Here is a 26,425-nt window from a genome sequence, read left to right as displayed (position 1 = left end):
GAGGTGTCGACTGTGGCAACAAGTAAAATTAAAAAAGGTGATACAGTTAAAGTAATCACTGGTAAAGATAAAGGCAAAGAAGGAAAAGTTCTTTCTGTAAATGATAATAAGGTTTTAGTAGAAGGCGTTAATACTATTACAAAACATACGAAAGCAAGCCAAGCCAATCCAAAGGGCGGAATCATTCACCAGGAAGCAGCACTTGATATTTCAAATGTTATGTATGTGTATAAAGGCAAACCTACTAGAGTCGGATTTACAACAGTAGAAGGCAAAAAAGGAACAAAAAAAGTACGTGTCGCTAAATCAACTGGCGAAGTAATCGACTAATTCTAAGAGAGGAGGTCTCATAAGTTGACTAGATTAAAAGAAATGTATTTAAACGAAGTAGTTAGTGGAATGCAAAAGAAATTTGGTTACAGCAATGTAATGCAAATTCCTAAACTTGATAAAATAGTTATAAACATGGGCGTTGGTGAAGCAAAAGACAACGCAAAAGTATTAGATACAGCAGTGAAAGATCTTGAAATTATCAGTGGTCAGAAAGTTGTATTAACAAAAGCAAAAAAATCAGTTGCTAACTTCAAATTAAGAGAAGGTATGGCAATCGGATGCAAAGTAACACTTAGAGGCGAGAAAATGTATGAATTTGCTGATCGTCTTATCAACTTAGCATTACCTCGTGTACGTGACTTTAGAGGTGTTAACCCTAATGCATTTGATGGTAGAGGAAATTATGCTCTTGGAATTAAAGAACAATTAATCTTCCCTGAAATCGAATATGATAAGGTTGATAAAGTTAGAGGTATGGACGTAATATTTGTTACAACAGCTAAGACTGATGAAGAAGCTCGTGAATTATTGACATTATTCGGTATGCCATTTAGAAAATAGTAGGAGGGAATTCCATGGCTAAAACTTCAATGAAAGTGAAACAACAACGTCCTGCAAAATTCTCTACAAGAGAATACAATCGTTGTAGAATCTGTGGTCGTCCACATGCTTATTTAAGAAAATACGGAATCTGCAGAATCTGCTTCCGTGAATTAGCATATAAAGGACAAATTCCAGGTGTTAAAAAAGCAAGCTGGTAGAAACAAGGAAGGAGGCAAATTAAATGACAATGAGCGATCCAATCGCAGATATGCTTACAAGAATTCGTAATGCAAATACTGCTAAACATGACACTGTAGATGTTCCTGCTTCTAAGATGAAGACTGCAATTGCAGACATTCTTGTGAAGGAAGGATACATTAAAAAATATGATATAGAAGAAATCGACGGATTTAAAACAATCCATATTACACTAAAATATGGTAAAGATAAAAATGTAAAAATTATCACAGGTCTTAAGAGAATTTCTAAACCAGGACTTCGTGTATATGCAAACAAAGAAAATTTACCTAAAGTACTTGGTGGACTTGGAACTGCAATTATTTCAACTAACAAAGGTGTAATCACTGATAAAGAAGCTAGAAAGCTTAACGTTGGTGGAGAAGTTCTTGCATTTATCTGGTAATTAAAACTACTAACGCACAATAAAATTAGGAGGTGCCGGCATGTCACGTATAGGAAGAATGCCTATCGCTATACCAGCAGGCGTAACTGTTGATATCGCAGAAAATAATAAAGTGACTGTAAAAGGTCCAAAGGGAACACTTGAAAGAGTATTGCCAGCGGAAATGAATATAAAGATTGAAGGTTCTGAGGTTATCGTAACCAGACCAAGTGAATTAAAGAAAATGAAATCTTTACATGGTCTTACAAGAACTTTAATCGCAAACATGGTAACTGGTGTAACAGCTGGTTATGAAAAAGTACTTGAAGTCAACGGTGTTGGTTACAAGGCTGCAAAACAAGGAAAAACTTTAACATTATCTTTAGGATATTCTCATCCAGTTGTTATGGAAGATCCTGAAGGTATTGAATCTGTATTAGAAGGACAGAACAAGATTATAGTTAAAGGTATCGATAAAGAAAAAGTTGGCCAATATGCTGCTAACATCAGAGAAAAGAGAACTCCAGAACCTTATAAAGGTAAAGGTATCAAATATGCTGATGAAGTTATTAGACGTAAAGTTGGTAAGACTGGTAAGAAATAATTAAAGGAGTGATAATACAATGGTTAGTAGAGAGTCAAGAACTAAAGTTCGTGTAAACAAACATAGAAAATTACGTAATCGTTTCGCAGGTACTCCAGCAAGACCACGTTTAGCTGTGTTTAGAAGTAATAATCATATGTACGCTCAAATTATTGATGATACAGTTGGTAATACTTTAGTTTCAGCATCAACTCTTCAAAAAGATGTGAAGGCTGAATTAGAAAAAACAAATAATGTGGATGCAGCAACAAAATTAGGTACCGTGATTGCAAAAAAAGCATTAGAAAAAGGTATTACTGAAGTAGTCTTCGATAGAGGCGGATTCATATATCAAGGAAAAATTAAGGCACTAGCGGACGCAGCAAGAGAAGCTGGCCTACAATTCTAAACAGGGAGGAAAACACATGAAACGTACAATCGTTGATGCTAGTCAATTAGAATTAGAAGATAAAGTAGTATCAATTAAACGTGTTACTAAAGTAGTTAAAGGTGGACGTAACTTCAGATTTACTGCTTTAGTTGTTGTTGGTGATAGAAACGGACACGTTGGTGCAGGTTTAGGTAAAGCATCTGAAATTCCAGAAGCAATTCGTAAAGGAAAAGAAGACGCTATTAAAAAATTAATTACCTTACCTATAGATGAAAATGGTAGTGTACCACATGATTTTATCGGTAAATTTGGTGGAGCTTCTGTATTATTAAAACGTTCCCCAGAAGGTACTGGTGTTATCGCTGGTGGTCCAGCTCGTAACGTATTAGAACTTGCTGGTTATAAAAATATCCGTACAAAATCATTAGGATCAAATAATAAACAAAACGTAGTACTTGCTACAATTGAAGGATTAAATCAATTAAAGACCCCAGAAGAAGTAGCTGCACTTCGTGGTATATCACTAGAAGAGCTACTAGGTTAATTTACCTTGAGGAGGTTAAAAAAATGGCAAATAGATTAAAAATCACTTTAGTGAAATCTACAATTGGATCAATACCTAAACACAAAAAAACTGTAGAAGCTATGGGTCTTCGTAAAGTAAACAAAACTGTTGAAATGCCAGACAATGCTGCTGTTAGAGGTATGATTAACCAAGTAAGACATTTAGTTAAAGTGGAAGAAATATAATAAATACTTAAAGTAAGGAGGTGCACAGAATGAATTTATCAGAATTAAGACCAGCTGATGGATCAAAGCAAAGCGACAACTTTAGAAGAGGTCGTGGACACGGTTCAGGAAATGGTAAAACAGCAGGTAAAGGTCATAAAGGTCAAAAAGCACGTTCAGGTGCTCCAAGACCAGGCTTCGAAGGTGGTCAGATGCCTTTATACAGAAGAATACCAAAAAGAGGTTTTAACAATAGAAATACAAAAGAAATTATAGGTATTAATGTTGACATGCTAAACCGTTTTGAAGACGGTGCAGTTGTTACAGTAGAATCTTTAATCGAAATCGGTATTGTTAAAAACCCTAAAGATGGAGTTAAAATTCTTGGAAATGGAGAACTTACTAAGAAGCTTGATGTTAAAGTAGATGCATTTAGTGCAGGTGCAATAGAAAAAATCAAAGCTCTTGGTGGAAATGCTGAGGTGATCTAGAATGCTTAAAACGCTTCGAAATGCTTTAAAAATTAAAGATATTAGAACAAAACTTTTATATACTTTTATGGCACTAATCGTAGTAAGAATCGGTTCACAACTTCCTATTCCAGGTGTAAATACTGAGTACTTTGCGCAATTTTTTGCAACACAGTCTTCATTAGGCTTTTTTGATGCATTGACTGGTGGTTCTTTTACCACCATGTCAATCTTCGCATTAGGTATTACACCTTACATCACATCATCCATCATTATGCAGCTTTTAACAATTGCTATACCTAAGTTAGAAGAAATCCAAAAAGATGGTGAAGATGGAAGAAAGAAGATTGCTGAATACACACGTTACGTAACGGTTGCACTAGCAGTTATCGAAGGTTTAGCAATGGCAATCGGATTTGGTAATCAGGGATTATTAACTGAAGGCATTACATTTTTCAGTGTTGCAGTTACTGTAACTACATTGACAGCTGGTTCTGCATTTCTTATGTGGCTGGGTGAAAATATTACTGAAAAGGGTGTAGGTAATGGTATCTCAATCATCCTTTTAATTAATATTGTTTCAAGAATACCACAAGATATGTTAGGACTTTACAATCAATTTATAGGAAATACCACGATATTGAAAGCAGTAATTGCTGCTATCGTAATTATTGCAGTTATTGTAGGTATGGTTTTATTCATTATTATAATTCAAAATGGACAAAGAAAAATACCAGTACAATATGCTAAGAAAGTGCAAGGAAGAAAAATGGTTGGTGGACAATCTTCCAGTATACCATTAAAGGTTAATACAGCAGGTGTTATCCCGGTAATCTTTGCATCCTCTATTATGCAATTTCCAATTGTTATTGCTAACTTCATTGGTACAGGTGAAGGAGATGGAATAGGTTCAAAGATATTAAAAGTCTTAAACCAGGGAGAATGGTGTGATTTTTCAAGTTTTAGTGAATTTAAATATACATTAGGACTTGTATTCTATATCGTACTTATTATCTTTTTCGCATATTTTTATACTTCTGTTACTTTTAATCCAATTGAAGTAGCAAATAATATGAAGAAGCAAGGTGGTTTTATTCCTGGTATTCGTCCAGGCAGACCAACTACAGATTACCTGACAAAGGTACTAAATAACATAATTTTTATCGGAGCAGCAGGCCTTACAATAGTTGCTGTAGTACCAATCTTTTTCTCAGGCGCTTTTGGCGCAAATGTTTCCTTTAGTGGTACATCACTGATCATTATCGTAGGTGTTGTATTAGAAACTATGAAACAAATCGAGTCACAGATGTTAGTACGCCACTATAAAGGTTTCCTTAACGATTAACATGCTTAAGCTGTAGCTTGTAAACTTTTGTTTAGAGGACTACAGCTTTTGCTACAAAAATGTTTCTATTGATATTATCTGATAGAAACAGTCCAAAGTTTAAATAATCAAACAATTGGAAACAATTAACTATATAGGAGGATGCACAATGAAGATAATTATGTTAGGTGCTCCTGGAGCTGGAAAAGGAACTCAGGCAAAGAGAATCGCAAAAAAGTATGATGTTCCTCATATTTCAACGGGAGATATTTTTAGAGCAAATATTAAAAATGGTACTGATCTGGGTAATAAAGCTAAGACCTATATGGATCAGGGACTTTTAGTTCCGGATGAATTAGTGGTAGATTTAGTAGTAGATCGTTTTAAACAAGAGGATTGCAATAAAGGATATGTGTTGGATGGATTTCCAAGGACCATTCCACAGGCTGAGGCTCTGGACAAAGCACTTGCAGCAATCGGTGAAAAAGTGGATTACGCAATTAATGTAGAAGTTCCAGATGAGAATATTATTAAGCGTATGTCTGGAAGAAGAGCATGTCTATCCTGTGGTGCTACTTATCATCTTGAGCATATACCTACAAAAGTAGAAGGAATTTGTGACAATTGTGGCAGTGAATTAGTTCTAAGAGAAGATGATAAACCGGAAACAGTTAAAAAACGTTTGGATATATATCATGAACAAACAAAACCTTTAATTGATTACTATACCCAAAGAGGTATTTTAGCAGAGGTTGATGGAACTGCTGATATGGCAGTTGTATTTAATGATATTATTAAGATCCTAGGTGAGTAAGGTATGGCAGTAACAATTAAGTCCAATAGAGAAATCGAATTAATGCGTGAAGCAGGAAAAATTCTTGCTAAGGTACACGAAGAACTTGCGAAGTTTGTGAAACCTGGAATGACTACATTAGAGATAGATAAAAAAGGGGAAGAACTTATTCGTGGGTTTAAATGTATTCCGTCTTTTTTAAATTATAATGGATATCCAGGATCTGTCTGTGTCTCTGTGAATGATGAAGTTGTTCATGGGATACCTTCAAAAGATAGAATGATTCGCGAGGGTGATATCGTAAGTCTGGACACTGGAGTAATCTATATGGGATATCAATCGGATGCTGCTAGAACTCTTGCAATTGGTGAAGTCAGCAATGAGGCCAAGAGGCTTATTAAAATTACGGAAGAAAGTTTTTTTGCTGGCATAAAATTTGCAAAAGAGGGTTATCATCTAAATGATATATCCACTGCAATACAAGAGTATGTAGAGGCTGCTGGTTTCTCCGTAGTGAGAGATTTAGTAGGACACGGAATTGGAACCCATTTGCATGAGGAACCAGAAATACCTAATTTTAGACAGAAAAGACGAGGACTAAAACTTCAAGCCGGAATGACATTTGCCATAGAACCAATGGTGAATGCAGGTCGTTATGATGTAGAGTGGCTGGATGACGATTGGACAGTAGTAACTGAGGATGGTTCATTATCTGCACATTATGAAAATACGATACTAATTACCAAAGATGGTCCGGAGATACTATCTTTATAATATAGAACGTAAGCAAAAGAAAAGTAGGTGCAAGATGACAGAATTTGAATTTGGAAGATTTGTCACATCAAAAGCTGGTCATGACAAATGCAAACTATTTGTAATAATAAAAGCCGATTCGGAATATGTATATTTAGTGGATGGAAAAGTTAGAACACTGGATAAACCAAAAAAGAAAAAAAGAAAGCATGTTCAGATAATAAATGCAGTCGATGAAACTTTAATTATGAAAAAAAATAGTAACATAGCGGTAAGGGATGAAGATATTAAGAGAGCCATTAAGCTGTACTTAGCATAGGCATAAGTTTAGGAGGAAAAAGATATGTCAAAAGCAGATGTTGTCGAGATAGAAGGTATTGTAGTTGAAAAGTTACCTAATGCAATGTTTCAGGTTGAATTAGAAAATGGGCATAGAGTATTAGCTCATATCAGTGGTAAATTAAGAATGAATTTTATTAAGATTTTACCAGGTGACAAAGTAACATTGGAATTATCTCCATATGATTTAACAAAGGGTAGAATTATCTGGCGTGATAAGTAATACAGTTCAGCCATAAGCTCGATTTCACTGCGTTACATCTCGCTTTGGCAGAGCGCCATATAGAAAGTAACGCACAAATAGCCCTTAGTGTGCAAGCACCCACGTGCAATTTGCACATTACTTTCTCCATGGCTGAACTGTATTAAAAAAAATAAAAGTTTTGCTTGCTAATCATTTCTAGAAGTGATATAATTGGAGCGAACTTTGTTGAAAGGAGAGATCTCTGTGAAGGTTAGATCATCAGTAAAACCTATTTGCGAAAAATGCAAAATCATTAAAAGAAAAGGAAGCATCAGAGTAATCTGTGAAAATCCGAAACACAAACAAAGACAAGGCTGATTATTAATATAGATTAGGTCTTGCTTTCTGTGTTGCAATCTGCTAAAATTAGCGATTGTGATATTGTGGGTAACTTATTTTTACTCTAAGGATTGTGATGAAACTATCTGGATAAATTTAAGTTATCTTAGCATTTGGGTGTCATTATCACCTGATTCATGGCAATATTATGGTTACCATAATATTGGGAGTGCTAGCGGTATTAGAGTATTCTAATATTCGTCATGATTTAAAGCGGCTGAGCAATGAGACACTCGGAAGAGTTGTTCATTGCAAAATTATTTTAAAATAAAAGAAACATATAACAAAGTAGGGTGTTGAAAGTATACATTTCACCGTACTGTTTTTATGCCTATGAAGCAGATGGAAACTTCATATAATTAGAAAGTACGGATACTAGATATATCTTAACTTTAAGAAAACCAACGGAGGTGTAATACGCACATGGCTCGTATCAGTGGTGTAGATTTACCAAGAGAAAAACGTGTAGAAATAGGCCTTACTTATATTTATGGTATTGGTAGAGTAAGCGCAAACCGTATTCTAGAAAAGGCAAATGTTAATCCAGACACTCGTGTAAGAGATTTAACTGACGATGAAGTAGGTAGAATACGTGATGTTATTGATGAATCACAAGTTGTAGAAGGTGATTTACGTAGAGAAATCGCTCTTAACATTAAGAGATTACAAGAAATCGGATGTTATAGAGGTATCCGTCATAGAAAAGGTCTTCCAGTTCGTGGACAAAAAACTAAGACAAATGCAAGAACAAGAAAAGGTCCAAAGAGAACAGTAGCGAATAAGAAGAAGTAATAAAAAATCCAATTAGGAGGGTTTGTTTCATGGCTAAGAATATAGCAAAAAAAGTGACTAAGAAACGTGTGAAGAAAAACGTTGATCGTGGACAAGCACATATTCAGTCATCTTTTAACAATACAATTGTTACGCTTACAGATGCAGAAGGTAATGCGCTTTCATGGGCAAGTGCTGGTGGATTAGGATTTAGAGGTTCTAGAAAATCAACTCCATATGCAGCTCAAATGGCAGCAGAAACTGCAGCAAAAGCAGCGTTAATTCATGGTTTAAAATCAGTAGATGTTATGGTTAAAGGTCCAGGTTCAGGAAGAGAAGCAGCAATCCGTGCGCTTCAAGCTTGCGGAATTGAAGTTACAAGTATCAGAGACGTAACACCAGTACCACATAATGGATGTAGACCACCAAAACGTAGAAGAGTATAATTTCAAAGAAATTAGGAGGTAATAGAATGGCTAGAGATATGAGTCCTGTTTTGAAGAGATGTAGATCACTTGGTCTTGATCCTATATTTATGGGTATCGATAAAAAGTCTAATAGAACATCAGCAAGAGCTGGTAAAAAACAAAGTGAATACGGACTACAATTAAGGGAAAAACAAAAAGCTAAATTTATATATGGTGTTTTAGAAAAACCTTTTAGAAACAATTTTGCAAGAGCACAAAAGATGAAGAATGGTACAGCTGGTGAAAACCTTTTAATCATTCTTGAGCTTAGACTTGATAATGTTATCTATAGATTAGGTTGGGCTAGAACAAGAAAAGAAGCAAGACAAATCGTTGATCACAAGCATGTATTAGTAAATGGAAAACGCGTTAATATTCCATCTTATCAAGTAAGTGCTGGTGATGTAATTGAAATTGCTGAAAAGCATAAATCTGCTCAGAGATATAAAGATATTTTAGAAGTTACAGGTTCCAGATTAGTTCCAGCATGGCTTGAATCTAATCAAGAAGCGTTATCAGGTACAGTTAAAGAAATTCCTTCAAGAGACCAAATTGATGTCCCAGTGAATGAGATGCTTATCGTCGAGTTGTATTCTAAATAATAATGCTTAAGATAAAATTCACATTAGTGAATTTTATCTGACCTTATTAACAAGAATTTTAAACATAGTATATATATTAATAAGGAAGAATTATTTTGATTACCCTCAATAAATGATAACCCAAAAGGAGGGTCCTATAGTGTTTGATTTTGAAAAACCAAAAATAGAGATTGCGGAGATTTCTGAAGATAAAAAATATGGACGTTTTGTAGTAGAACCCCTTGAAAGAGGATACGGTACAACCTTGGGTAATTCTTTAAGAAGAATTATGCTATCATCATTACCAGGTGCTGCAGTAAGTCATGTTAAGATTGACGGCGTTGTTCATGAATTTAGCGCTATACCAGGCGTTAAAGAAGACGTTACTGAAATTATTATGAACATCAAGAGCTTAGCGATCAAGAATACTAGCGATACAAATGAGCCAAAGACTGCTTATATCGAGTTTGAAGGTGAAGGAGTAGTAACAGCAGCTGATATCCAGGCAGATCCAGATATCGAAATTTTAAATAAGGAACAAGTTATAGCCACACTTAGTGGTGGTGCTAATAGTAGATTATATATGGAATTAACAATCACTAAAGGCAGAGGATATATTAGTGCTGACAAGAATAAGAATGATGATTTACCAATTGGAGTAATTCCGGTGGATTCCATCTTCACACCTGTTGAACGCGTGAATTTAACTGTTCAAAATACTCGTGTTGGCCAAATAACAGATTATGATAAACTTACTTTAGATGTATTTACCAATGGAACTTTAGTTCCAGACGAAGCTGTTAGTTTAGCAGCTAAAGTATTAAGTGAACATCTTAAATCCTTTATTGATTTATCTGAAAATGCTAAGACTGCTGAAGTCATGGTAGAAAAAGAAGATAATCAAAAAGAAAAAGTTCTCGAAATGAATATTGATGAATTAGAACTATCTGTTCGTTCTTATAATTGTTTAAAGAGAGCAGGAATTAATACTGTTGAAGAATTAACCAATAGAACTTCTGAAGATATGATGAAGGTTAGAAATCTTGGCCGTAAATCACTTGAAGAGGTCCTTGCTAAGCTTAAAGAACTTGGTTTATCTCTAAACCAAAGTGATGATTAATAGTAATAGGAGGCAATAAAATGGCAGGTTATAGAAAACTTGGAAGAACTGCAAGCCAGAGAAAGGCTTTGCTTAGAAACCAAGTAACTAATTTATTATACAATGGTAAAATGGTTACTACTGAATCTAAAGCAAAAGAAATCCGTAGAATTGCAGAGAGTATGATTGCATTAGCTGTAAAAGAAAAAGATAATTTTGAAACTGTTACTGTTACTGCTAAAGTAGCAAAAAAAGATAAAGATGGTAAAAGAGTGAAAGAAGTTGTAGATGGTAAGAAAGTGACTGTTTATGATGAGGTTCAAAAGGAAATCAAAAAAGATATGCCTTCACGTCTTCATGCAAGAAGACAAATGAACAAAACTCTTTATACTATAACAGAAGTTCCAAAAGAACAAGCTGGAAGAAAGAAAAATACAAAAACTATAGATGTAGTTGATAAATTATTTGATGAAATTGCTCCAAAATACGTAGATCGTAAAGGTGGTTACACTAGAATCGTTAAGATTGGTCAACGTAAAGGCGATGCAGCTATGGAAGTACTTATCGAATTAGTTTAAAATAATTTAGGCTGTTATATCACCAGTAATATGGTGGTATAACAGCCTTTTTTTATTATACAGGGAATTGGCTTATTGGTAAAAACTTGTTGACATTATATATGGTTATGTATATAATGATAGAAATTTAATATAAATCATACTAAATCGCTAAGAATAATATAATATATAAAATGAATATAGAAAGGGGGCTTTAGAGTGAGTCTGGATAACTTTATTCATAAGTTCAAAATACCTGAGGTTGCGTATTCTTCTATTGACAAAATATTTACCAGGGAAGAAATTAGTTTTATAGATAGGATAGAAAAAGACTTATTTACGAAGAAGGATATAGAAGAAATTATAGATACAGATATTGATGAATTTGTAAAAAACAGCTACCGAAGAGGGATTATTTCTCTTGTGGATGGAATAAAAGATACATATAAAATAGCGGATTTCTATAGCAGACTGGATATCTTTTCAATTTCAGAACAAGAAGCTTATGGAAGTATATCAAAGGAAGATCAGATTGCCATGGATAATTGGTATTTTGAAGCTTATTATAATGGTTTGAATTCGGATACTGATATAAGGCCGACGAGTGATGAAATCCTTCCACTGGATAAAGTCCTCGCATTTATTGATAAGGATGAAAGGCCAGTATATCTGAATTATTGTGATTGCAGAAGTCTTAGGGGAGAATGTGGGAAACCAACGAAAACATGTATCACATACAAAAGTGGGATAAATTCCTTCGCCCATAGAGGGTTATCTGAAAAAATTGATAAAGAAAAGGCAAAGGAAATTGTAACAAAGGCAGATAAGAAGGGTCTTATGCATACGGTAAATCCGAATGGGATATGTAATTGCTGCGGGGACTGCTGTTATTTATTCCGGAGCCAGGAAAGAAGAAATAGCAGTGGATTTTGGCCTAAGACGAAGCAGATCATTGAATTGATAAGCGAAACATGTATTAGTTGTGGAGCTTGCATACGTAGATGCCATTTTGATGTATTTACGAAAGAAGATGGAAAAATTGCAGCAGATATTTCAAAATGTATTGGTTGTGGTATCTGTGCTACAGGATGTCCTACAAAATCACTCCAGTTGAAAGGAAGGTAGTTAGTGTGAGTTATGAAGCTTATAATAATAATCAGTTAGGATTTACAACAAGGCAGCTGCATGCTGGATACAATCCGGCAGAACATTATAAATCGAAAGCAGTACCTATTTATCAGACAGCCGCTTTTGAACTTGGTGATTTTGATAGATGTACCAGACTATTTAATTATTCTGAGGAGGGCCATTCCTATGTAAGATTCTCTAATCCTACCAATACAGTCTTAGAGAAAAGGATAGCTTCTTTGGAGGGAGGAGCAGAAGCCATTGCGCTAGGTTCTGGTATGGCAGCTATTTCTAACACCTTCTTAAATATTGCAGTTGCCGGAGATGAGATAGTAGCCGTTAGTACTTTATATGGAGGGAGTACAACTTTATTAAGGAGTATTTTGCCGGACTATGGTATCATTGGAAGGTTTGTAGAAGATGAAAATGATATAGAATCTTATAAAAAGGTTATTAACCAAAAGACGAAGGCGATTTATATTGAGAGTCTGGGGAATCCGGGAATGAATATAATTGATATTGAGGCAGTTGCTAATTTAGCACATGAACATGGAATACCCCTCATTATAGATAATACCTTTGCCACTCCATATCTGTTAAGACCATTTGATTTTGGAGCTGATATTGTTTGTTATTCAGCTACAAAATATCTTGCCGGACATGGAACTACGATTGTTGGAATTGTTGTAGAAAAGGGAGGATTCAACTGGCTGAATGGTAAATTTCCTCAGTTCGAGAAATTCTATGAGGAATACAAAGATACGATTGGAAAGGATACTCTGGATGAAACGATGTTCACAAAGAGACTTCGTATCAGGTATTTAACAGATTTTGGTTCCCATTTAAGTCCTAACAGTGCTTTTAATGTGTTGCAGGGAATGGAAACATTATCTTTGAGAATGAGACAGCATACCGCCAACGCCAAGGCAGTTGCAGAGTTTCTCGAAAGCCACCCCGAAGTTCTTTCTGTTTCTTATCCTGGACTTGAAAGTAGTAAATATCATGAACTGGCTCTTAAGTATTTTCCAAAGGGACCTGGTGCGATTCTGTCCATACGATTAAAAGGCGGCCTTGTGGCAGCTAAAAAAGTACTTGAAGAAGTAAAGCTGTTTGATTACATGGTAAATGTAGGGGATGCAAAATCCCTCATTGTACATTCTGCAACGTCGACTCATTTTGGGCAGAATAGAGAGGAAAGAGAAAAAGCTGGTGTATATGATGACACACTAAGACTATCTGTTGGAATCGAAGATGTAGAGGATTTAATTGCAGATTTAAAACAGGCACTTGATAAAATTATGTATTAAAATTTTATGGAATGCCGGGTAGAGGAAGGTATTAGATTTTTATTGGATTTATTGTGACAATTATGATATGCTTATAAAAGGTGATTTTTACCATGGATTTCATTGGTATAAACAGGTGGTTTTTTAAAAGAAGGTGAAATAATGGCACAAAGTATTTTGAAATATTTAGAACAAAATATGGATACCTATCTGCAAGCAATAGGAGAACATTTGATAATAAGTTTACTATCCTTATTATTGGCAGCTATCATTGGGATACCTCTTGGAATACTGGCAACCCAAAATCAGACTTTGTATAAATGGGTCACAACTACATTTAATACGCTGAGGATTATTCCAAGCTTAGCTGTTTTGATATTTCTTATTCCGTTTGTGGGAACAGGAGCAAAGCCTGCTATTATTGCCTTAGTAGTACTTGGAATCCCACCAATACTTTTAAATACAGCCCTTGCTTTCTATTCCATTCCTGAATTTATGATAGAGACTTCAATGGCAATGGGGATGTCAGATTTTCAGAGTTTTTGGAAAGTAAAGGTGCCACTGGCAGTGCCCTATATGTTAACCGGAATTAAAACTGCCATGGTTGAGATAATTGCAAGTGCTACATTAGCTGCTTATATCGGTGGCGGTGGAGTAGGAAATATAATATTTACCGGTCTGGGGCTTAATAGGGCAGATCTTTTATTTATTGGAGGGATCACTGTGGCAATCCTATCAATGCTGGCAAATGTGACTATGTCCTGGTTAGAGAAATATATACTTAAATATAAATATGCTAATGGTGATACAAAATAAAAGTTATCCCCCGCTTTAGAAGTGGGATAACCACAGCTGGAACTCATCAACTAAAAATATGTTATAAAGAATGATTTAGAAAAGGAGGATATGAAATATGAGAAATAATCTGAAAAAAGTTTTGGGAACTTTATTAATTACAGCACTGGCAGCAGGTGTGGCAGCCTGTGGAAATAGTAAAAGTTCAAATGGAGATAAATCTACCATTAAGGTGGGATCAAAAGATTTTACTGAGAATCTTGTAGTAGGAGAAATTTATGCACTGGCACTTGAAGAAGCCGGATACAATGTGGAGAGGATACCTAATATAGCAAGTTCTGTGATACATACATCTTTAATAAATGAAGAAATCGATCTATATCCTGAATATACAGGGACAGGTCTGTTATCTATATTGCAATTGGATTTAATCACTGATCCCCAGGAAGTTTATAATACAGTGAAAACAGAGTATGAGAAACAATTCAATTTAGTGTGGCTTGACTATTCCGCCGCAAATGACGGTCAGGGTTTAGTGATTCGTACTGACGTAGCCAATAAGCTTGGAATTAAGACAATATCTGATCTTCAGGCAAATGCAGGTAAAATAAGATTTGCATCCCAGGGTGAATTTGATGAAAGAGAAGATGGCATTCCCGGACTTGAGAAAGTGTACGGACCATTTGATTTTAAATCCTCAAAAGTATATGCAAATGGATTGAAATACGAAGTACTGTCTAACGATGAGGCAGATGTTGCACCAGCTTATACAACCGAAGGTCAATTAGTAAAAGAAGAATTTACATTGTTAGAAGATGATAAGCAGGTTTGGCCGCCATATAATTTAGCACCGGTTGTTCAAAAGTCTGTATTGGATGAGAATCCGGATATTGGAGAGATCTTGAATAAAATAAGTGCAAGTCTGGATACTGCCAAAGTAACGGAATTAAATGCGGCTGTTGATGTGGATAAGAGAGAATATGAAGAAGTTGCAAAAGAATTTTATGATACGATAAAATAGAATATAGAAGGAGGGGATCATAATGAGTACAGCAATTGGATTCAAAAATGTCAGTAAACATTTTAAAGGAGCAGGATATAATGCAGTTGACCATGTAAATCTTTCAATTGAGCATGGGGAACTCATTACGATTCTCGGTTCTTCAGGATGTGGAAAAACAACATTGCTTAAGATGATTAATCGTTTGTATGAGCCTGACGAAGGAAGGATAGAATTCTTTGGAGAAGATATTAGCAGTTCAGATCCAGTGAAGTTTCGAAGGAAGATAGGATATGTGATTCAGCAGATCGGGCTTTTTCCACATATGACAGTAGCAGATAATATTGCAACAGTCCCTAAGATTCTTAAATGGTCAAAAGAAAAAATAAATGCAAGAATAGATGAACTGCTTGAGCTTGTAGGCTTAGAACCAGGGGAATTCAGAAATAGATATCCGGCTCAGCTATCGGGAGGGCAACAGCAGCGTATCGGTCTTGCAAGAGCTTTGGCTGTAAATCCCGATGTAATGCTCCTTGATGAACCATTTGGAGCAATAGATGCAATCAATCGGATTAATCTTCAAGATGAACTGTTAAAAATTCATGCAGCCTCTAAAAAAACTTTTCTTTTTGTGACGCATGATATTAATGAAGCGTTTAAACTTGGCACAAGAGTACTTATAATGGATCAGGGAAACATACAACAATTTGATACGCCAGATAATATTGTAGAAAATCCGGCAAATGATTTTGTGAGATCATTGATTGATTCAGTAAAGGGGCAGGAAAGATTCATAGGGGATTAAAGTGTGGAGGACAAATATGATAGATTATTTATTGAGATATCACGATAAATTATTTAAGGCTTTCCTGGAACATATTGAGATTGTATTTGTTACATTAGTGATTTCTATCATTCTGGCAGGAATTCTTACTTATATAATGATGTACTCTCAACTACTTACTAAAGTAATGATGAATTTGTTTGCAATGATTTATTCCATACCCAGCTTGGCATTATTTTCAATATTAGTACCGATCACAGGACTGGGTAAAGATACTGCAATCATAGTTCTGGTTCTTTATAATCAATATTTAATATTAAGAAATGCGATAGACGGATTAAATAATGTGGAGGCTTCCATTATTGAGGCAGCAACCGGGATGGGTATGAGCAAAAGTCAGATCTTATTTCAGGTCCGATTGCCCCTTGCACTGAAAGCTATTTTTTCGGGAATTCATCTTTCCGTGGTTTCTACAATTGGTATTGCTACAATTGCAGCATCTATTAATGCAGGCGGAATCGGGAGCGTCCTGTTAGATGGTCTTAGAACATTAAATACTGCCAAAATATTATGGGGCGCTTTATTATCATCTGGGTTAGCTATCATGGTAAATGCACTGCTCAACATAATCGAAAAAAGATTGACTGTAATCCGAAACATCTGATTCATAAAGATATGTTTCGGATTTTTAATGGAAAAATTCGTTGCATTTATGGATAAATTACCTTACAATGTTAAAGTATATTAGATTACAGTGAAATCGAGCTTATGGCTGAACTGTGATAATGAATAATTTGGAAGGCAAGATTAGAATGGATATTATAAAAGCTAGTGAATTGACCTATGAATATATAAGAAGAAATGAAGAAGGCGATGTAGATTCCATTAATCAGGCGATTAAAGGGATTGATTTTGATATTGCAAAAGGTGACTTTGTAGCAATTCTTGGACATAATGGGTCTGGAAAGTCAACTTTAGCCAAGGCTATCAATGCAATACTGGCCCCTACTTCTGGTTCGCTGTGGGTAAAAGGCTACGATACAAAAGATCTTGATAAATTATGGGATATTAGGCAGGCAGCAGGTATGGTATTTCAAAATCCTGATAATCAGATTATTGCAACTGTAGTAGAAGAAGATGTTGGATTTGGACCGGAGAATATCGGAATACCAACCAAAGAAATATGGGAACGTGTTGAAGAAAGTTTACGGGCAGTTGGAATGTTGGAATATCGCAAACATTCACCTAATAAACTATCAGGTGGACAAAAGCAAAGAGTTGCAATTGCAGGGATCATGGCAATGAAGCCGGAATGTATCGTTCTTGATGAGCCAACAGCAATGTTAGATCCAAATGGAAGAAAAGATGTAATCCATACAATTACAGAGCTGAATAAAAGAGAAAATGTAACAATTCTTTTAATTACCCACTATATGGATGAGGTAATTGGAGCAGACAAAGTAATCGTTATGGATCAGGGACAAATCGTAATGGAAGGAACACCAAGAGAGGTATTTTCCAAGGTTGAGGAATTGAAAAAATACAGGTTAGATGTTCCCCAAGTAACGGAATTAGCTTACGAACTTAAGAAAAGCGGGATTCCGATTCCAGACGGAATTCTTACCGTGGATGAATTGGTAGATGAATTATCCAGACTATAAAGAATGATTGTATATATGGAATAAAGAATTAACAATATAGATAAAAATAGAAAATTACTGGTATATCGATTCAAGAGTGAAATTATATAGAACAAATTAAACAAGTTGGTGAATAAAATGTCAATTATATTAGATAAAGTAAATTATAAATACAGTGAGTCTACTGTCTATGAAAAGCATGCTCTAAAAGACATTAATTTAAAAATCAATGATGGAGAGTTTATTGGACTTATCGGGCATACTGGTTCGGGCAAATCTACTTTAATTCAACATTTGAATGGATTAATGAAGGCAACCAGTGGAGCTATTTACTATAATGGGGAAGATATATATGCAAAAGATTTTAATATGCGTACCCTTAGGAGTAAAGTAGGTCTTGTGTTTCAATATCCAGAACACCAGCTATTTGAAACATCTGTTATTAAGGATGTGAGCTTTGGGCCAAGAAATCTTGGACTACCAGATCTTGAGATTGACCTTAGAGCTTATGAAGCATTAAAACAGGTGGGAATAGGAGAAGATCTCATAGATGCATCTCCATTTGAATTATCCGGAGGACAAAAAAGAAGAGTAGCAATTGCAGGTGTTCTTGCTATGAAACCGGAAGTGCTGATCTTAGATGAGCCAACTGCCGGACTTGATCCAAAAGGAAGGGACGAAATTCTGGATAGAATCGCGTTACTTCATAAAGAGCAGAAAATTACAGTAATCCTGGTATCACATAGTATGGAAGACGTAGCTAAATATGTAGACCGCATCCTTGTAATGAATAAAGGAGAATTGATTTTTGATAATACACCAAAGAATGTTTTTGCTCATTATAAGGAACTAGAGAATATCGGGCTGGCAGCTCCCCAGGTTACTTATGTCATGAATAGACTTAGAGACCAGGGAATAAGAGTGAGTACCTCTCCTACAACCATAAAAGAGGCAAAAGAAGAAATTTTAAGGTGGGCAAAAGGTGAAATACTATGATTAGAGATATTACAATAGGACAATATTATCCCGCAGATTCTGTGATACACCGATTAGATCCAAGAGTGAAATTAATAGGAACATTGTTATTTATTATTTCTCTTTTTCTATTTAATCATTTCTGGGGATATGTTGTAGCAAGTATATATTTATTTGGTATCATTAAGATATCGAAAGTCCCATTTAAATTTATCGTTAAAGGGCTGAAATCAGTCATGATGATTTTTCTGTTCACACTGGTCTTTAATTTATTTATGACACCGGGTACGGTACTCTGGAGTTTTGGGTTTTTAAAGATAACGTGGGAAGGAATTCGAATTGCTATTTTCATGGGAATACGTCTTACTTATCTTATTTTGGGCTCTTCCCTGATGACATTTACAACCACACCGAACAATCTGACAGATGGATTAGAAAGTGTAATGGGACCTCTTAATAAGATCAAAGTGCCTGTGCATGAAATAGCCATGATGATGTCCATAGCACTCCGTTTCATACCAATTTTACTTGAAGAAACAGATAAGATCATGAAAGCACAAACAGCCAGAGGTGCAGATTTTGAGACCGGTGGTCTGGTAAAAAGAGCAAAAAGTATGATTCCTTTATTAGTTCCTTTGTTTGTATCAGCATTCCGTAGAGCCAACGATCTTGCAATGGCTATGGAAGCCAGATGCTATCAAGGGGGACATGGCAGAACGAAAATGAATCCATTAAGATATTATAAGAGAGATTATCTATCCTTTGGTGTTATGGCAGTATATTTAGGAGTCTTAATCGGATTAAACATATTATTATAGAGGTTTTTATGAAACGAGTAAAATTAGTTGTGGGATATGATGGGACAAATTACTGCGGATGGCAGATTCAACCCAATGGAATTACAATCGAAGAAGTATTGAACAAGAAATTAAGTGAATTATTAGGGGAAGAAATCAAAGTGATTGGTGCAAGCCGTACAGATTCGGGTGTCCATGCACTTGGAAATGTTGCTGTCTTTGATACTAATACTCAGATACCGGCAGAAAAGATTTCCTATGCATTAAATCAAAGATTACCTGAAGATATTACGATCCAGAATTCCTGTGAAGTTCCACTTGAGTTTCATCCCAGATATTGTAATAGCATAAAAACATATGAATATAAAATTTTAAATCGAAAATTTCAGATACCATTACAACGTTTGTACAGCCATTTTGTGTATATCCCACTTAATATATCGGCCATGGAAGAAGCAGCCAGGTATATTGTAGGAGAGCATGATTTTAAAAGCTTCTGTTCCAGCAGGACACAGGTGGAAGATACCATCCGTACAGTTTACTCTTTAACTATTTCAAAATCGGATGAAACTATAACAATCCGTATTACAGGGAATGGTTTTCTATATAATATGGTACGCATCATTGTAGGCACCTTAATAAAGGTAGGACTGGGAGTATATCCGGCTGAACATGTGAAGGAGATTATGGAAGAACGAGACAGAAAGGCAGCAGGGCCTAAGGTTCCTGGGAAAGGGCTTACTCTCGTTAAGATTGATTATGAAGATATGAAATAAGAAGATATTAATATAAGAAACTTAATCGTCGTGCTTTTTTATCAAAGGAAGAATAATTATATAAAAATTTCCGATAATAATATATGTAAAATTCTGATAATTAGGACGAAATATTGAGGAAAACTCTTGACACGCCCGCTGGAATGTAATATAATATCTAACTGTGACATGTGTAAAAATACTGTAGCCAAAGCCCCGGTAAAGGTATTTTATAATATACATTTAGAATAACACCTATGTGTGAATTGATTGAGAAAAATCAATATTATGAATTATCTAAGGAGGTAAACCAATGAAAAGTTTTATGGCTAGTCCATCAACAATTGAAAGAAAATGGTATGTAGTTGACGCTACAGGACATACACTTGGTCGTCTATCATCAGAGATCGCAAGTATATTAAGAGGTAAAAATAAACCAACTTATACACCACATATTGATACAGGTGACTATGTAATCGTAGTTAATGCTGATAAAATCAAAGTAACTGGTAAAAAAATGGAACAAAAAATTTACTACAATCACTCTGATTATGTAGGTGGTATGAGAGAAACAACACTTGCAGAATTAATGGCTAAAAAGCCAACAGATGTTATTACTCTTGCAGTAAAAGGTATGCTTCCAAAAGGACCTTTAGGAAGATCAATGATTACCAAATTACACGTATACGCTGGTCCTGAGCATGAACAAGCATCTCAAAAACCAGAAGTATTAGAAATTAAATCAAGATATTAATTGTAAGAGCTGAAAGGAGGAAATAACATTGGCAAAAGCAAAATATTACGGAACTGGTAGAAGAAAAAGCAGTATCGCTAGAGTATATTTAGTACCTGGTACAGGTAAAATTACTATAAATAAAAGAGACATGGACAACTATTTCGGTCTTGAAACACTTAAATTAATCGTTCGTCAACCACTTGCATTAACTGAAACAGTTGATAAATTTGATGTACTTGTTAACGTACATGGTGGTGGATTCACTGGTCAAGCTGGTGCAATCAGACATGGTATTTCAAGAGCTTTATTACAGGCAGATGGTGATTACCGTCCAGCACTTAAAAAAGCAGGTTTCTTAACAAGAGATCCAAGAATGAAAGAAAGAAAGAAATACGGTCTCAAAGCTGCTCGTAGAGCACCACAGTTTTCAAAGAGATAAGCAGTTATCTGCGAACAAATCGCATATACAAAGCCCAGAATGCTTGCATTCATGGGCTTTTTTATATGGGCTTTTGTTCATAGGAACGCAAGAATGATCGAGATGAAGCGAAGCGGAATCGAGATTCATTTTTGTGTTCGCAGATAACTGCAATGTATTGAAGAATCTGAGATGACCGACATGAGCGAAGCGGAATGGAGGTTATCTCAGATTCTTGCTGATAATACGTAGATGTACCTGCTCCAGAGAGTTTACTCTCATGGAGCCTTTTATATTCGTAAAAATAAATGAATAAAAATAGTAAGCCCCGGGCGTTGTTTGACAGGAGAAGTTGGATAGCGGAACGGGGTTTTTGCATAGTACTTATGATTTTCTTAAAAAGAATTGACAACATATGTTAATAAGTATATTATGATATTAACTCGGTGATAATAACAAAAAGTATATAAGATATCAGGTGGTAAATATTATTTACAAAAACGTATTGATGTGGTGCTACAATCCCAATATAGTGCGGAGAACAGAAAAGAAGGGGAAAAGTGTATGAAACAATTATCAAGGGAGAAAAAGGGAACATTTCTTAGAGCATCTGTTAGCGACCTGTGCGATTTCGCATGTCAGTATTGTGCGACAGATCTTGGAATGGAAAATCACACACCAAAGTGCATTAATGCTCCATTGCTTAGTGGAGATGAATATGTAAACAACATGAGGTTGCTTGCAACCCATGGATTTGAAACAATCTCATTCACGGGTGGAGAGCCATTACTGGCAAAAGATATTGATAAAATTATAATGGGCTGCCGGCCATTGTTTAAGACAATGGAAATTACAACGAATGGGTCCAGGCTTTTAGCCAATATGGAACTTATTAAGGGATATATTGATGTATTAAAGATTTCAATTGATGCAGTAGATAATGACTTGCGAGTAAAGATTACGAAAAATTCTCAAGCAGCAAAGACGTTGGATGTTATTGAGGAATGCTGTAAAGCTGGTATTAAAACAATAGGTTTTAATTTTGTATATATGAAACAGAATGTTGACGAGCTTCCAAAGCTTGTGGATTTTGCAAAACATCTTAAGGAAATGTACAAAACTAATATATACATAAGTGTTTTGGATTTGTATTTTTCGGCGGGAAAACGAGAGTTTTGGAAAGAAGAATTCGTAAATCTTGAGCTGTTAAGAAATGATATGAAAGAAAAGGGGATTACTGTTAATCATAGACTTCGAGTTGGATGTGATTCTTACAACTGTGTATGGAATGGTGTGGTTGTTAACATGAAAGACAGCATTTCTTGCACTCACAGAAATGCTATGTGCGAGAAATGTAACGAATACTGTCAGGAAGGAATCTATAGTTTGAAACATTCAGCAAGTGGATGGATTAGCACTTGCCCATCTAATAAACCAGAACTTGGATCATTGATTGCCGGCCCAAATGTACATGATATCATTGATAAATATATAGATATCATCAATGATATCACAAGAGTTGATCACACAGGTGAAGAGTTCTTTTTAAGAAATGGTCTGCAGGAGGTGCTGGATAATGAAAGTAACACAACATTTACAGAAGGAAGAAGTAATAAGGTGTCTTGAATTAACGAATCAAATCAAGGCGGCGGCGAGACATTTCTTTGAAAGAAATGGGTTTGTGGAGTTTGATACACCAGTGCTTACATTTAAGAATGGTGAGCTGTACAATCCAACATTCAATGTGATGGTAGATGGTGAAAGCCTTAGTCTGGTGGACTCACCACAGATATATAAGATGCTTCTGATGTTTGCAGGCTGTGATAGATATTATCAGTTTGCCCATTGCTTCAGGCCTATTGCACATGAGAATAACAAGGATACAAGAATATGCGAGTTTATACAAATTGATACAGAGATGCATGTTGAAAATCTGGATAACCTTATAGATACAGCTAAGACATTACTTGAAAATGTTTGTAAAGAGCTGAATGTAGAGGTAAAGTTTCATATCATTGATGGAATTTGGTGCAGAAGTAAGTTTGGTGTTGGGATGAAACCAGATATAAGAGAGCGGGATGATGAGACATCAATAGTGATTATTAAGCATATGCCACTTACTAATGGGGAACGAACAGCTGATAATATTTTGATGCCAAACCATCACATTTTTGCCAAACCTGATGAGTTTAGCAAGGAGAAAGATTTGATGAATATTACAACAGAATCATTCGATCTTGTGATGAATGGGATTGAGATTGGTGGTGGAGATATGCGAATTACTGATGTTCGTATGCAGGAAAAGATGATGGATATATTTGCGGTTGATACGGAAAAATACAGAACATACCTCAATGAATTGGCAGATTATGATGGCAAGCCAATAGGAGGATTTGCGATAGGATTACAAAGATTTGTTATGGCGCTTACTAATACAAAGAATATCAGAGAAACAGTAGCATTTCCAGATTGGAGATAAGATTTAACATAGAAAAAAGATAATAAAATGATAGTGAAAGAGGGAAATGCAATGAATATAACAAATAAAAAGTATGAGGCAAGAAGTAAAGAGGAACAGCAGTTTTTGGATAACTACAATCCTGGTGAATATGCACCTATAGCAGTAACGGTAGATGCAGTAGTGTTTGGTGTTATAAAAAATGCTAGTGACAATTATAGAAAACTCGATAGTCAGTCGTTAAAGATACTTCTTATTAAGCGTGATGAGTATCCATATAAAAACTGGTATACTTTACCGGGTGGGTTTGTTTCACCGGAGGAAACACTGGAAGATACACTGGAAAGAACATTAGAAAGTAAGACTGGTCTGAAAGAGATATATAGTGAGCAGTTATATACATTTGGCGGAATTAATCGTGATCCTCGAATGAGAATTATCAGTTGCGCTTATATCTCACTTATTGATGCAGGTAAAGCCAGGATTAATGGAGCCGAGTGGTTTGACATAGAAGAAGCAAAAAAAATTACATTAGCGTTTGATCATAATTTAATCATTGAAGAAGCAATAAAGCGGATAAGAGGTAAGATTAATTATACCGATATAGTATTTAATATGATGCCAACGGAATTTACAATTAGTCAATTGCAGGAAGTATATGAAATTATACTTGGTGAGAAATTACTTGCACCTGCATTTCGAAGAACTATTGCTGATAAGATTGTGGATACAGGAAAAATGACAAGCAATGCAGGACACAGGCCATCAAGAATATTTATCAGAAAATAAGAGGATTTAGTATTATATGTAGCGTATTATTGAATTAGTGCTTGAGGGAGTATTCATCGGGACAATAATCCTGTTATCTTGTTCTGGATAATACGACAGCTAAGTAAGAATATGGAACGTTAACAGTTTACCATCTCCCTATATTCTCCTTTTATTTACTGGGAGCATGTGGTAGAATAATGTTCAGAATAACAAAAATCAGATTTAATAGTTAGACAAAATGAAATGGAAGCAGCTTAAGTATTATGAAAGAATCAAAACAAATTTCTGAATCAATGGGACTTGGAGTTATTTTAGCCTTATCAGGAGGCTTTATGGATGCCTATTCCTATGTATGCAGGGGGCAGGTATTCGCCAATGCACAAACTGGTAACATTCTATTATTTGGAGTAAATCTGTCAGAGGGAAATTATCAAATGGCAATTCGATATGTGGTTCCTGTTTTAGCTTTTACATCAGGGATTGCATTAGCTGATATAGTGAGACATCGATTCCAGACGAAGGCAAAAATACATTGGCGCCAGGTAACAATTTTAGTAGAAGCTATTATCTTATTTCTAATTAGTTTTATGCCTCAGACGCTAAATTTATTTGCTAACAGTCTCACATCATTGGTGTGTGGAATTCAGGTGGAGAGTTTCCGGAAAATCAATGGAAATAGAATTGCCACAACAATGTGTATTGGCAACTTACGAACGGCAACGCAGTCGTTATGTGATTACTGGCATATGAAAGAGAAAGCCGCAGCCAAAAAAGGAACTTTTTTTTATGGAATGATAGGAATCTTTGTTATAGGTGCTGTTATTGGAAATGCCTGTGTATCTTTGTGGCAGGAAAAGGCAATTATAGTCAGCAGTATTTTAATGTTTTCGGGATTTCTAATGATGTTCATGAAAGGCGATATACAATAATTCTGCCATTAATAGCAGCAACAATATAAGTATATTCCATTTAGAATGGAATTAAGGTATAAGGAGGCCATTAGTATGAATTATCCATGGTTAGATGAATATTTATTATCTATGAAAGGTGCTACCAAAGATTTTAAGGAAGAATGGCAGTGGACAAGATACATGGTAGGAAATAAGATGTACGCGGCTATCTGTAAAGATCAGACAGGGAAGGATTATATTATTACAGTAAAATTAGATCCATTAGACGGTGATTTCTTAAGAAATCAATATGAAGATATTACTCCTGGATACTATATGAACAAAGTACATTGGAATTCAATTAACCTGGAAGGAAATGTACCGGATGACCTTATGAAAGAGGTGGCGGAAAAATCATATAGATTAGTATTTGGCGGTCTTAGTAAGAAGCTCCAAAAAGAAATAGAGGAATGTTAATGATAAGGAGGTCTTTAAATGTCCCAAACGACTAAGAGAGCATTAGCAGCTTCTTTAAAAAAACTGCTGGCTACCACGACCCTTGATAAAATAACCGTAAAAGATATTGTTTGTGACTGTGAGGTAAATCGTCAGACATTCTATTATCATTTTCAAGATATATATGCTTTGATCGAGTGGATCTATACGACCGAAGCAGAGAAAGCCATAGATGGAAATAAGACATATGACACATGGCAGCAAGGCTTTAACCAGGTATTTGTATATATGCACGATAATAAACATTTGGTAATGAATACATATCGTTCTTTAAGCCGTGAGTATCTGGAACGATTTCTATATGAAGTTACCTATAGCTTATTGATCAATGTTGTTGAAGAACAATCAAAAGGAATGGATGTAAGTGTGGAGAACAAACAATTTATAGCTCATTTCTATAAATTTGCTTTTGTAGGTATTGTACTGGATTGGATCAGTACGGGAATGAAAGAAGATCCACAAAAGATAATTGACCAGATATATACTCTGATATGCGGTGATTTTAAAAAAGCACTTGAAAAATATAAACGTTGATCTT

General features: G+C 35.3%; 38 protein-coding genes. All 38 read left to right on the top strand.

Features of this window, described 5'->3' with window-relative positions:
* Positions 1 to 12 precede the first annotated feature (12 nt).
* The 38 genes from rplX (at position 13) to EDD66_RS01340 (ending at position 26,421) form a co-directional block, all read left to right on the top strand.
* On the top strand, positions 13 to 330 hold the full coding sequence (gene rplX / locus EDD66_RS01525) for a 50S ribosomal protein L24 (RefSeq protein ID WP_123607779.1): 318 nt from the start codon (positions 13 to 15) through the stop codon (positions 328 to 330).
* 24 nt (positions 331 to 354) lie between these two features.
* A complete protein-coding gene (gene rplE, locus EDD66_RS01520; RefSeq protein WP_123607778.1) occupies positions 355 to 894 on the top strand; it encodes a 50S ribosomal protein L5 in 540 nt (179 codons plus the stop codon).
* Between the two features lie 14 nt (positions 895 to 908).
* Positions 909 to 1,094 (top strand): type Z 30S ribosomal protein S14, encoded by a 186-nt coding sequence (locus EDD66_RS01515; protein ID WP_058352135.1) that lies wholly within the window; start codon positions 909 to 911, stop codon positions 1,092 to 1,094.
* A 23-nt stretch (positions 1,095 to 1,117) separates the two neighbouring features.
* Positions 1,118 to 1,519: a 30S ribosomal protein S8 gene (gene rpsH, locus EDD66_RS01510; RefSeq protein WP_123607777.1), complete on the top strand. Its 402-nt coding sequence runs from the start codon at positions 1,118 to 1,120 to the stop codon at positions 1,517 to 1,519.
* A gap of 40 nt (positions 1,520 to 1,559) precedes the next feature.
* Entirely contained in the window at positions 1,560 to 2,102 is a 543-nt protein-coding gene (gene rplF, locus EDD66_RS01505) for a 50S ribosomal protein L6 (protein WP_123607776.1), read from the top strand.
* Positions 2,103 to 2,121: 19 nt separating this feature from the next.
* Positions 2,122 to 2,490 carry a 50S ribosomal protein L18 gene (gene rplR / locus EDD66_RS01500; protein ID WP_123607775.1) on the top strand — a complete coding sequence of 123 codons (369 nt, stop codon included), beginning with the start codon at positions 2,122 to 2,124 and terminating at the stop codon, positions 2,488 to 2,490.
* 16 nt (positions 2,491 to 2,506) lie between these two features.
* Positions 2,507 to 3,016 carry a 30S ribosomal protein S5 gene (rpsE, locus tag EDD66_RS01495; protein WP_123607774.1) on the top strand — a complete coding sequence of 170 codons (510 nt, stop codon included), beginning with the start codon at positions 2,507 to 2,509 and terminating at the stop codon, positions 3,014 to 3,016.
* A gap of 23 nt (positions 3,017 to 3,039) precedes the next feature.
* A complete protein-coding gene (rpmD, locus tag EDD66_RS01490; protein ID WP_123607773.1) occupies positions 3,040 to 3,222 on the top strand; it encodes a 50S ribosomal protein L30 in 183 nt (60 codons plus the stop codon).
* Between the two features lie 29 nt (positions 3,223 to 3,251).
* Positions 3,252 to 3,692 carry a 50S ribosomal protein L15 gene (gene rplO / locus EDD66_RS01485; protein ID WP_123607772.1) on the top strand — a complete coding sequence of 147 codons (441 nt, stop codon included), beginning with the start codon at positions 3,252 to 3,254 and terminating at the stop codon, positions 3,690 to 3,692.
* A gap of 1 nt (position 3,693) precedes the next feature.
* Complete coding sequence (gene secY, locus EDD66_RS01480; RefSeq protein ID WP_123607771.1) at positions 3,694 to 5,016, top strand: preprotein translocase subunit SecY; 1,323 nt, start codon at positions 3,694 to 3,696, stop codon at positions 5,014 to 5,016.
* A gap of 148 nt (positions 5,017 to 5,164) precedes the next feature.
* Positions 5,165 to 5,809 carry an adenylate kinase gene (locus EDD66_RS01475; RefSeq protein WP_123607770.1) on the top strand — a complete coding sequence of 215 codons (645 nt, stop codon included), beginning with the start codon at positions 5,165 to 5,167 and terminating at the stop codon, positions 5,807 to 5,809.
* Positions 5,810 to 5,812: 3 nt separating this feature from the next.
* Positions 5,813 to 6,562 (top strand): type I methionyl aminopeptidase, encoded by a 750-nt coding sequence (gene map, locus EDD66_RS01470; RefSeq protein WP_123607769.1) that lies wholly within the window; start codon positions 5,813 to 5,815, stop codon positions 6,560 to 6,562.
* Between the two features lie 34 nt (positions 6,563 to 6,596).
* Positions 6,597 to 6,860, top strand: coding sequence for a KOW domain-containing RNA-binding protein (locus EDD66_RS01465; protein WP_123607768.1), 264 nt, complete (start codon positions 6,597 to 6,599; stop codon positions 6,858 to 6,860).
* Between the two features lie 24 nt (positions 6,861 to 6,884).
* Positions 6,885 to 7,103 (top strand): translation initiation factor IF-1, encoded by a 219-nt coding sequence (gene infA / locus EDD66_RS01460; protein ID WP_123607767.1) that lies wholly within the window; start codon positions 6,885 to 6,887, stop codon positions 7,101 to 7,103.
* A 225-nt stretch (positions 7,104 to 7,328) separates the two neighbouring features.
* Positions 7,329 to 7,442, top strand: coding sequence for a 50S ribosomal protein L36 (gene rpmJ / locus EDD66_RS01455; RefSeq protein WP_003497809.1), 114 nt, complete (start codon positions 7,329 to 7,331; stop codon positions 7,440 to 7,442).
* Positions 7,443 to 7,886: 444 nt separating this feature from the next.
* Positions 7,887 to 8,255, top strand: coding sequence for a 30S ribosomal protein S13 (gene rpsM, locus EDD66_RS01450; RefSeq protein WP_123607766.1), 369 nt, complete (start codon positions 7,887 to 7,889; stop codon positions 8,253 to 8,255).
* A 29-nt stretch (positions 8,256 to 8,284) separates the two neighbouring features.
* Positions 8,285 to 8,680, top strand: a complete 396-nt coding sequence (gene rpsK / locus EDD66_RS01445) for a 30S ribosomal protein S11 (protein WP_123607765.1) — start codon at positions 8,285 to 8,287, stop codon at positions 8,678 to 8,680.
* A gap of 26 nt (positions 8,681 to 8,706) precedes the next feature.
* Positions 8,707 to 9,303 carry a 30S ribosomal protein S4 gene (gene rpsD, locus EDD66_RS01440; RefSeq protein WP_123607764.1) on the top strand — a complete coding sequence of 199 codons (597 nt, stop codon included), beginning with the start codon at positions 8,707 to 8,709 and terminating at the stop codon, positions 9,301 to 9,303.
* Positions 9,304 to 9,442: 139 nt separating this feature from the next.
* Complete coding sequence (locus EDD66_RS01435; protein WP_123607763.1) at positions 9,443 to 10,402, top strand: DNA-directed RNA polymerase subunit alpha; 960 nt, start codon at positions 9,443 to 9,445, stop codon at positions 10,400 to 10,402.
* A gap of 20 nt (positions 10,403 to 10,422) precedes the next feature.
* Complete coding sequence (locus EDD66_RS01430) at positions 10,423 to 10,959, top strand: bL17 family ribosomal protein (protein WP_123607762.1); 537 nt, start codon at positions 10,423 to 10,425, stop codon at positions 10,957 to 10,959.
* Positions 10,960 to 11,157: 198 nt separating this feature from the next.
* Positions 11,158 to 12,063 (top strand): ATP-binding protein, encoded by a 906-nt coding sequence (locus tag EDD66_RS01425; protein WP_123607761.1) that lies wholly within the window; start codon positions 11,158 to 11,160, stop codon positions 12,061 to 12,063.
* A 5-nt stretch (positions 12,064 to 12,068) separates the two neighbouring features.
* Positions 12,069 to 13,373, top strand: coding sequence for an O-acetylhomoserine aminocarboxypropyltransferase/cysteine synthase family protein (locus tag EDD66_RS01420; protein WP_123607760.1), 1,305 nt, complete (start codon positions 12,069 to 12,071; stop codon positions 13,371 to 13,373).
* Between the two features lie 141 nt (positions 13,374 to 13,514).
* On the top strand, positions 13,515 to 14,168 hold the full coding sequence (locus EDD66_RS01415; RefSeq protein WP_123607759.1) for an ABC transporter permease: 654 nt from the start codon (positions 13,515 to 13,517) through the stop codon (positions 14,166 to 14,168).
* Positions 14,169 to 14,265: 97 nt separating this feature from the next.
* Entirely contained in the window at positions 14,266 to 15,168 is a 903-nt protein-coding gene (locus EDD66_RS01410) for a glycine betaine ABC transporter substrate-binding protein (protein ID WP_123607758.1), read from the top strand.
* Positions 15,169 to 15,190: 22 nt separating this feature from the next.
* Positions 15,191 to 15,952 (top strand): ABC transporter ATP-binding protein, encoded by a 762-nt coding sequence (locus EDD66_RS01405; RefSeq protein WP_123607757.1) that lies wholly within the window; start codon positions 15,191 to 15,193, stop codon positions 15,950 to 15,952.
* A 16-nt stretch (positions 15,953 to 15,968) separates the two neighbouring features.
* Positions 15,969 to 16,595, top strand: a complete 627-nt coding sequence (locus EDD66_RS01400; protein ID WP_123607756.1) for an ABC transporter permease — start codon at positions 15,969 to 15,971, stop codon at positions 16,593 to 16,595.
* A 148-nt stretch (positions 16,596 to 16,743) separates the two neighbouring features.
* On the top strand, positions 16,744 to 17,592 hold the full coding sequence (locus tag EDD66_RS01395) for an energy-coupling factor transporter ATPase (protein WP_123607755.1): 849 nt from the start codon (positions 16,744 to 16,746) through the stop codon (positions 17,590 to 17,592).
* Between the two features lie 117 nt (positions 17,593 to 17,709).
* Positions 17,710 to 18,567: an energy-coupling factor transporter ATPase gene (locus EDD66_RS01390; protein WP_123607754.1), complete on the top strand. Its 858-nt coding sequence runs from the start codon at positions 17,710 to 17,712 to the stop codon at positions 18,565 to 18,567.
* Entirely contained in the window at positions 18,564 to 19,364 is an 801-nt protein-coding gene (locus EDD66_RS01385; protein WP_123607753.1) for an energy-coupling factor transporter transmembrane component T family protein, read from the top strand. The genes EDD66_RS01390 and EDD66_RS01385 overlap by 4 nt, the downstream gene beginning before the upstream one ends.
* Positions 19,365 to 19,372: 8 nt before the next feature.
* Positions 19,373 to 20,119 (top strand): tRNA pseudouridine(38-40) synthase TruA, encoded by a 747-nt coding sequence (gene truA / locus EDD66_RS01380; protein WP_123607752.1) that lies wholly within the window; start codon positions 19,373 to 19,375, stop codon positions 20,117 to 20,119.
* A 292-nt stretch (positions 20,120 to 20,411) separates the two neighbouring features.
* A complete protein-coding gene (rplM, locus tag EDD66_RS01375) occupies positions 20,412 to 20,852 on the top strand; it encodes a 50S ribosomal protein L13 (RefSeq protein WP_123607751.1) in 441 nt (146 codons plus the stop codon).
* 28 nt (positions 20,853 to 20,880) lie between these two features.
* Positions 20,881 to 21,273, top strand: coding sequence for a 30S ribosomal protein S9 (gene rpsI / locus EDD66_RS01370; RefSeq protein WP_123607750.1), 393 nt, complete (start codon positions 20,881 to 20,883; stop codon positions 21,271 to 21,273).
* A 543-nt stretch (positions 21,274 to 21,816) separates the two neighbouring features.
* Positions 21,817 to 22,878: a radical SAM protein gene (locus EDD66_RS01365; protein ID WP_123607749.1), complete on the top strand. Its 1,062-nt coding sequence runs from the start codon at positions 21,817 to 21,819 to the stop codon at positions 22,876 to 22,878.
* A complete protein-coding gene (locus EDD66_RS01360; RefSeq protein WP_170164205.1) occupies positions 22,829 to 23,731 on the top strand; it encodes an amino acid--tRNA ligase-related protein in 903 nt (300 codons plus the stop codon). The genes EDD66_RS01365 and EDD66_RS01360 overlap by 50 nt, the downstream gene beginning before the upstream one ends.
* Positions 23,732 to 23,782: 51 nt before the next feature.
* The gene (locus EDD66_RS01355; RefSeq protein WP_123608052.1) at positions 23,783 to 24,499 is read left to right on the top strand and encodes an NUDIX hydrolase; all 717 of its coding nucleotides are present in this window, start codon (positions 23,783 to 23,785) and stop codon (positions 24,497 to 24,499) included.
* 245 nt (positions 24,500 to 24,744) lie between these two features.
* Positions 24,745 to 25,410, top strand: coding sequence for a YoaK family protein (locus tag EDD66_RS01350; RefSeq protein WP_123607747.1), 666 nt, complete (start codon positions 24,745 to 24,747; stop codon positions 25,408 to 25,410).
* Between the two features lie 75 nt (positions 25,411 to 25,485).
* A complete protein-coding gene (locus EDD66_RS01345; RefSeq protein WP_123607746.1) occupies positions 25,486 to 25,848 on the top strand; it encodes an MmcQ/YjbR family DNA-binding protein in 363 nt (120 codons plus the stop codon).
* Positions 25,849 to 25,866: 18 nt separating this feature from the next.
* Positions 25,867 to 26,421 carry a TetR-like C-terminal domain-containing protein gene (locus EDD66_RS01340; protein WP_123607745.1) on the top strand — a complete coding sequence of 185 codons (555 nt, stop codon included), beginning with the start codon at positions 25,867 to 25,869 and terminating at the stop codon, positions 26,419 to 26,421.
* Positions 26,422 to 26,425 lie beyond the last annotated feature (4 nt).

The sequence above is a fragment of the Mobilisporobacter senegalensis genome (genome assembly GCF_003752155.1).
Lineage (GTDB): Bacteria > Bacillota > Clostridia > Lachnospirales > Lachnospiraceae > Mobilisporobacter > Mobilisporobacter senegalensis.
The sequence above is the reverse complement of the archived record's forward strand: the minus strand, read 5'-3'. Positions and strand labels throughout refer to the sequence as shown.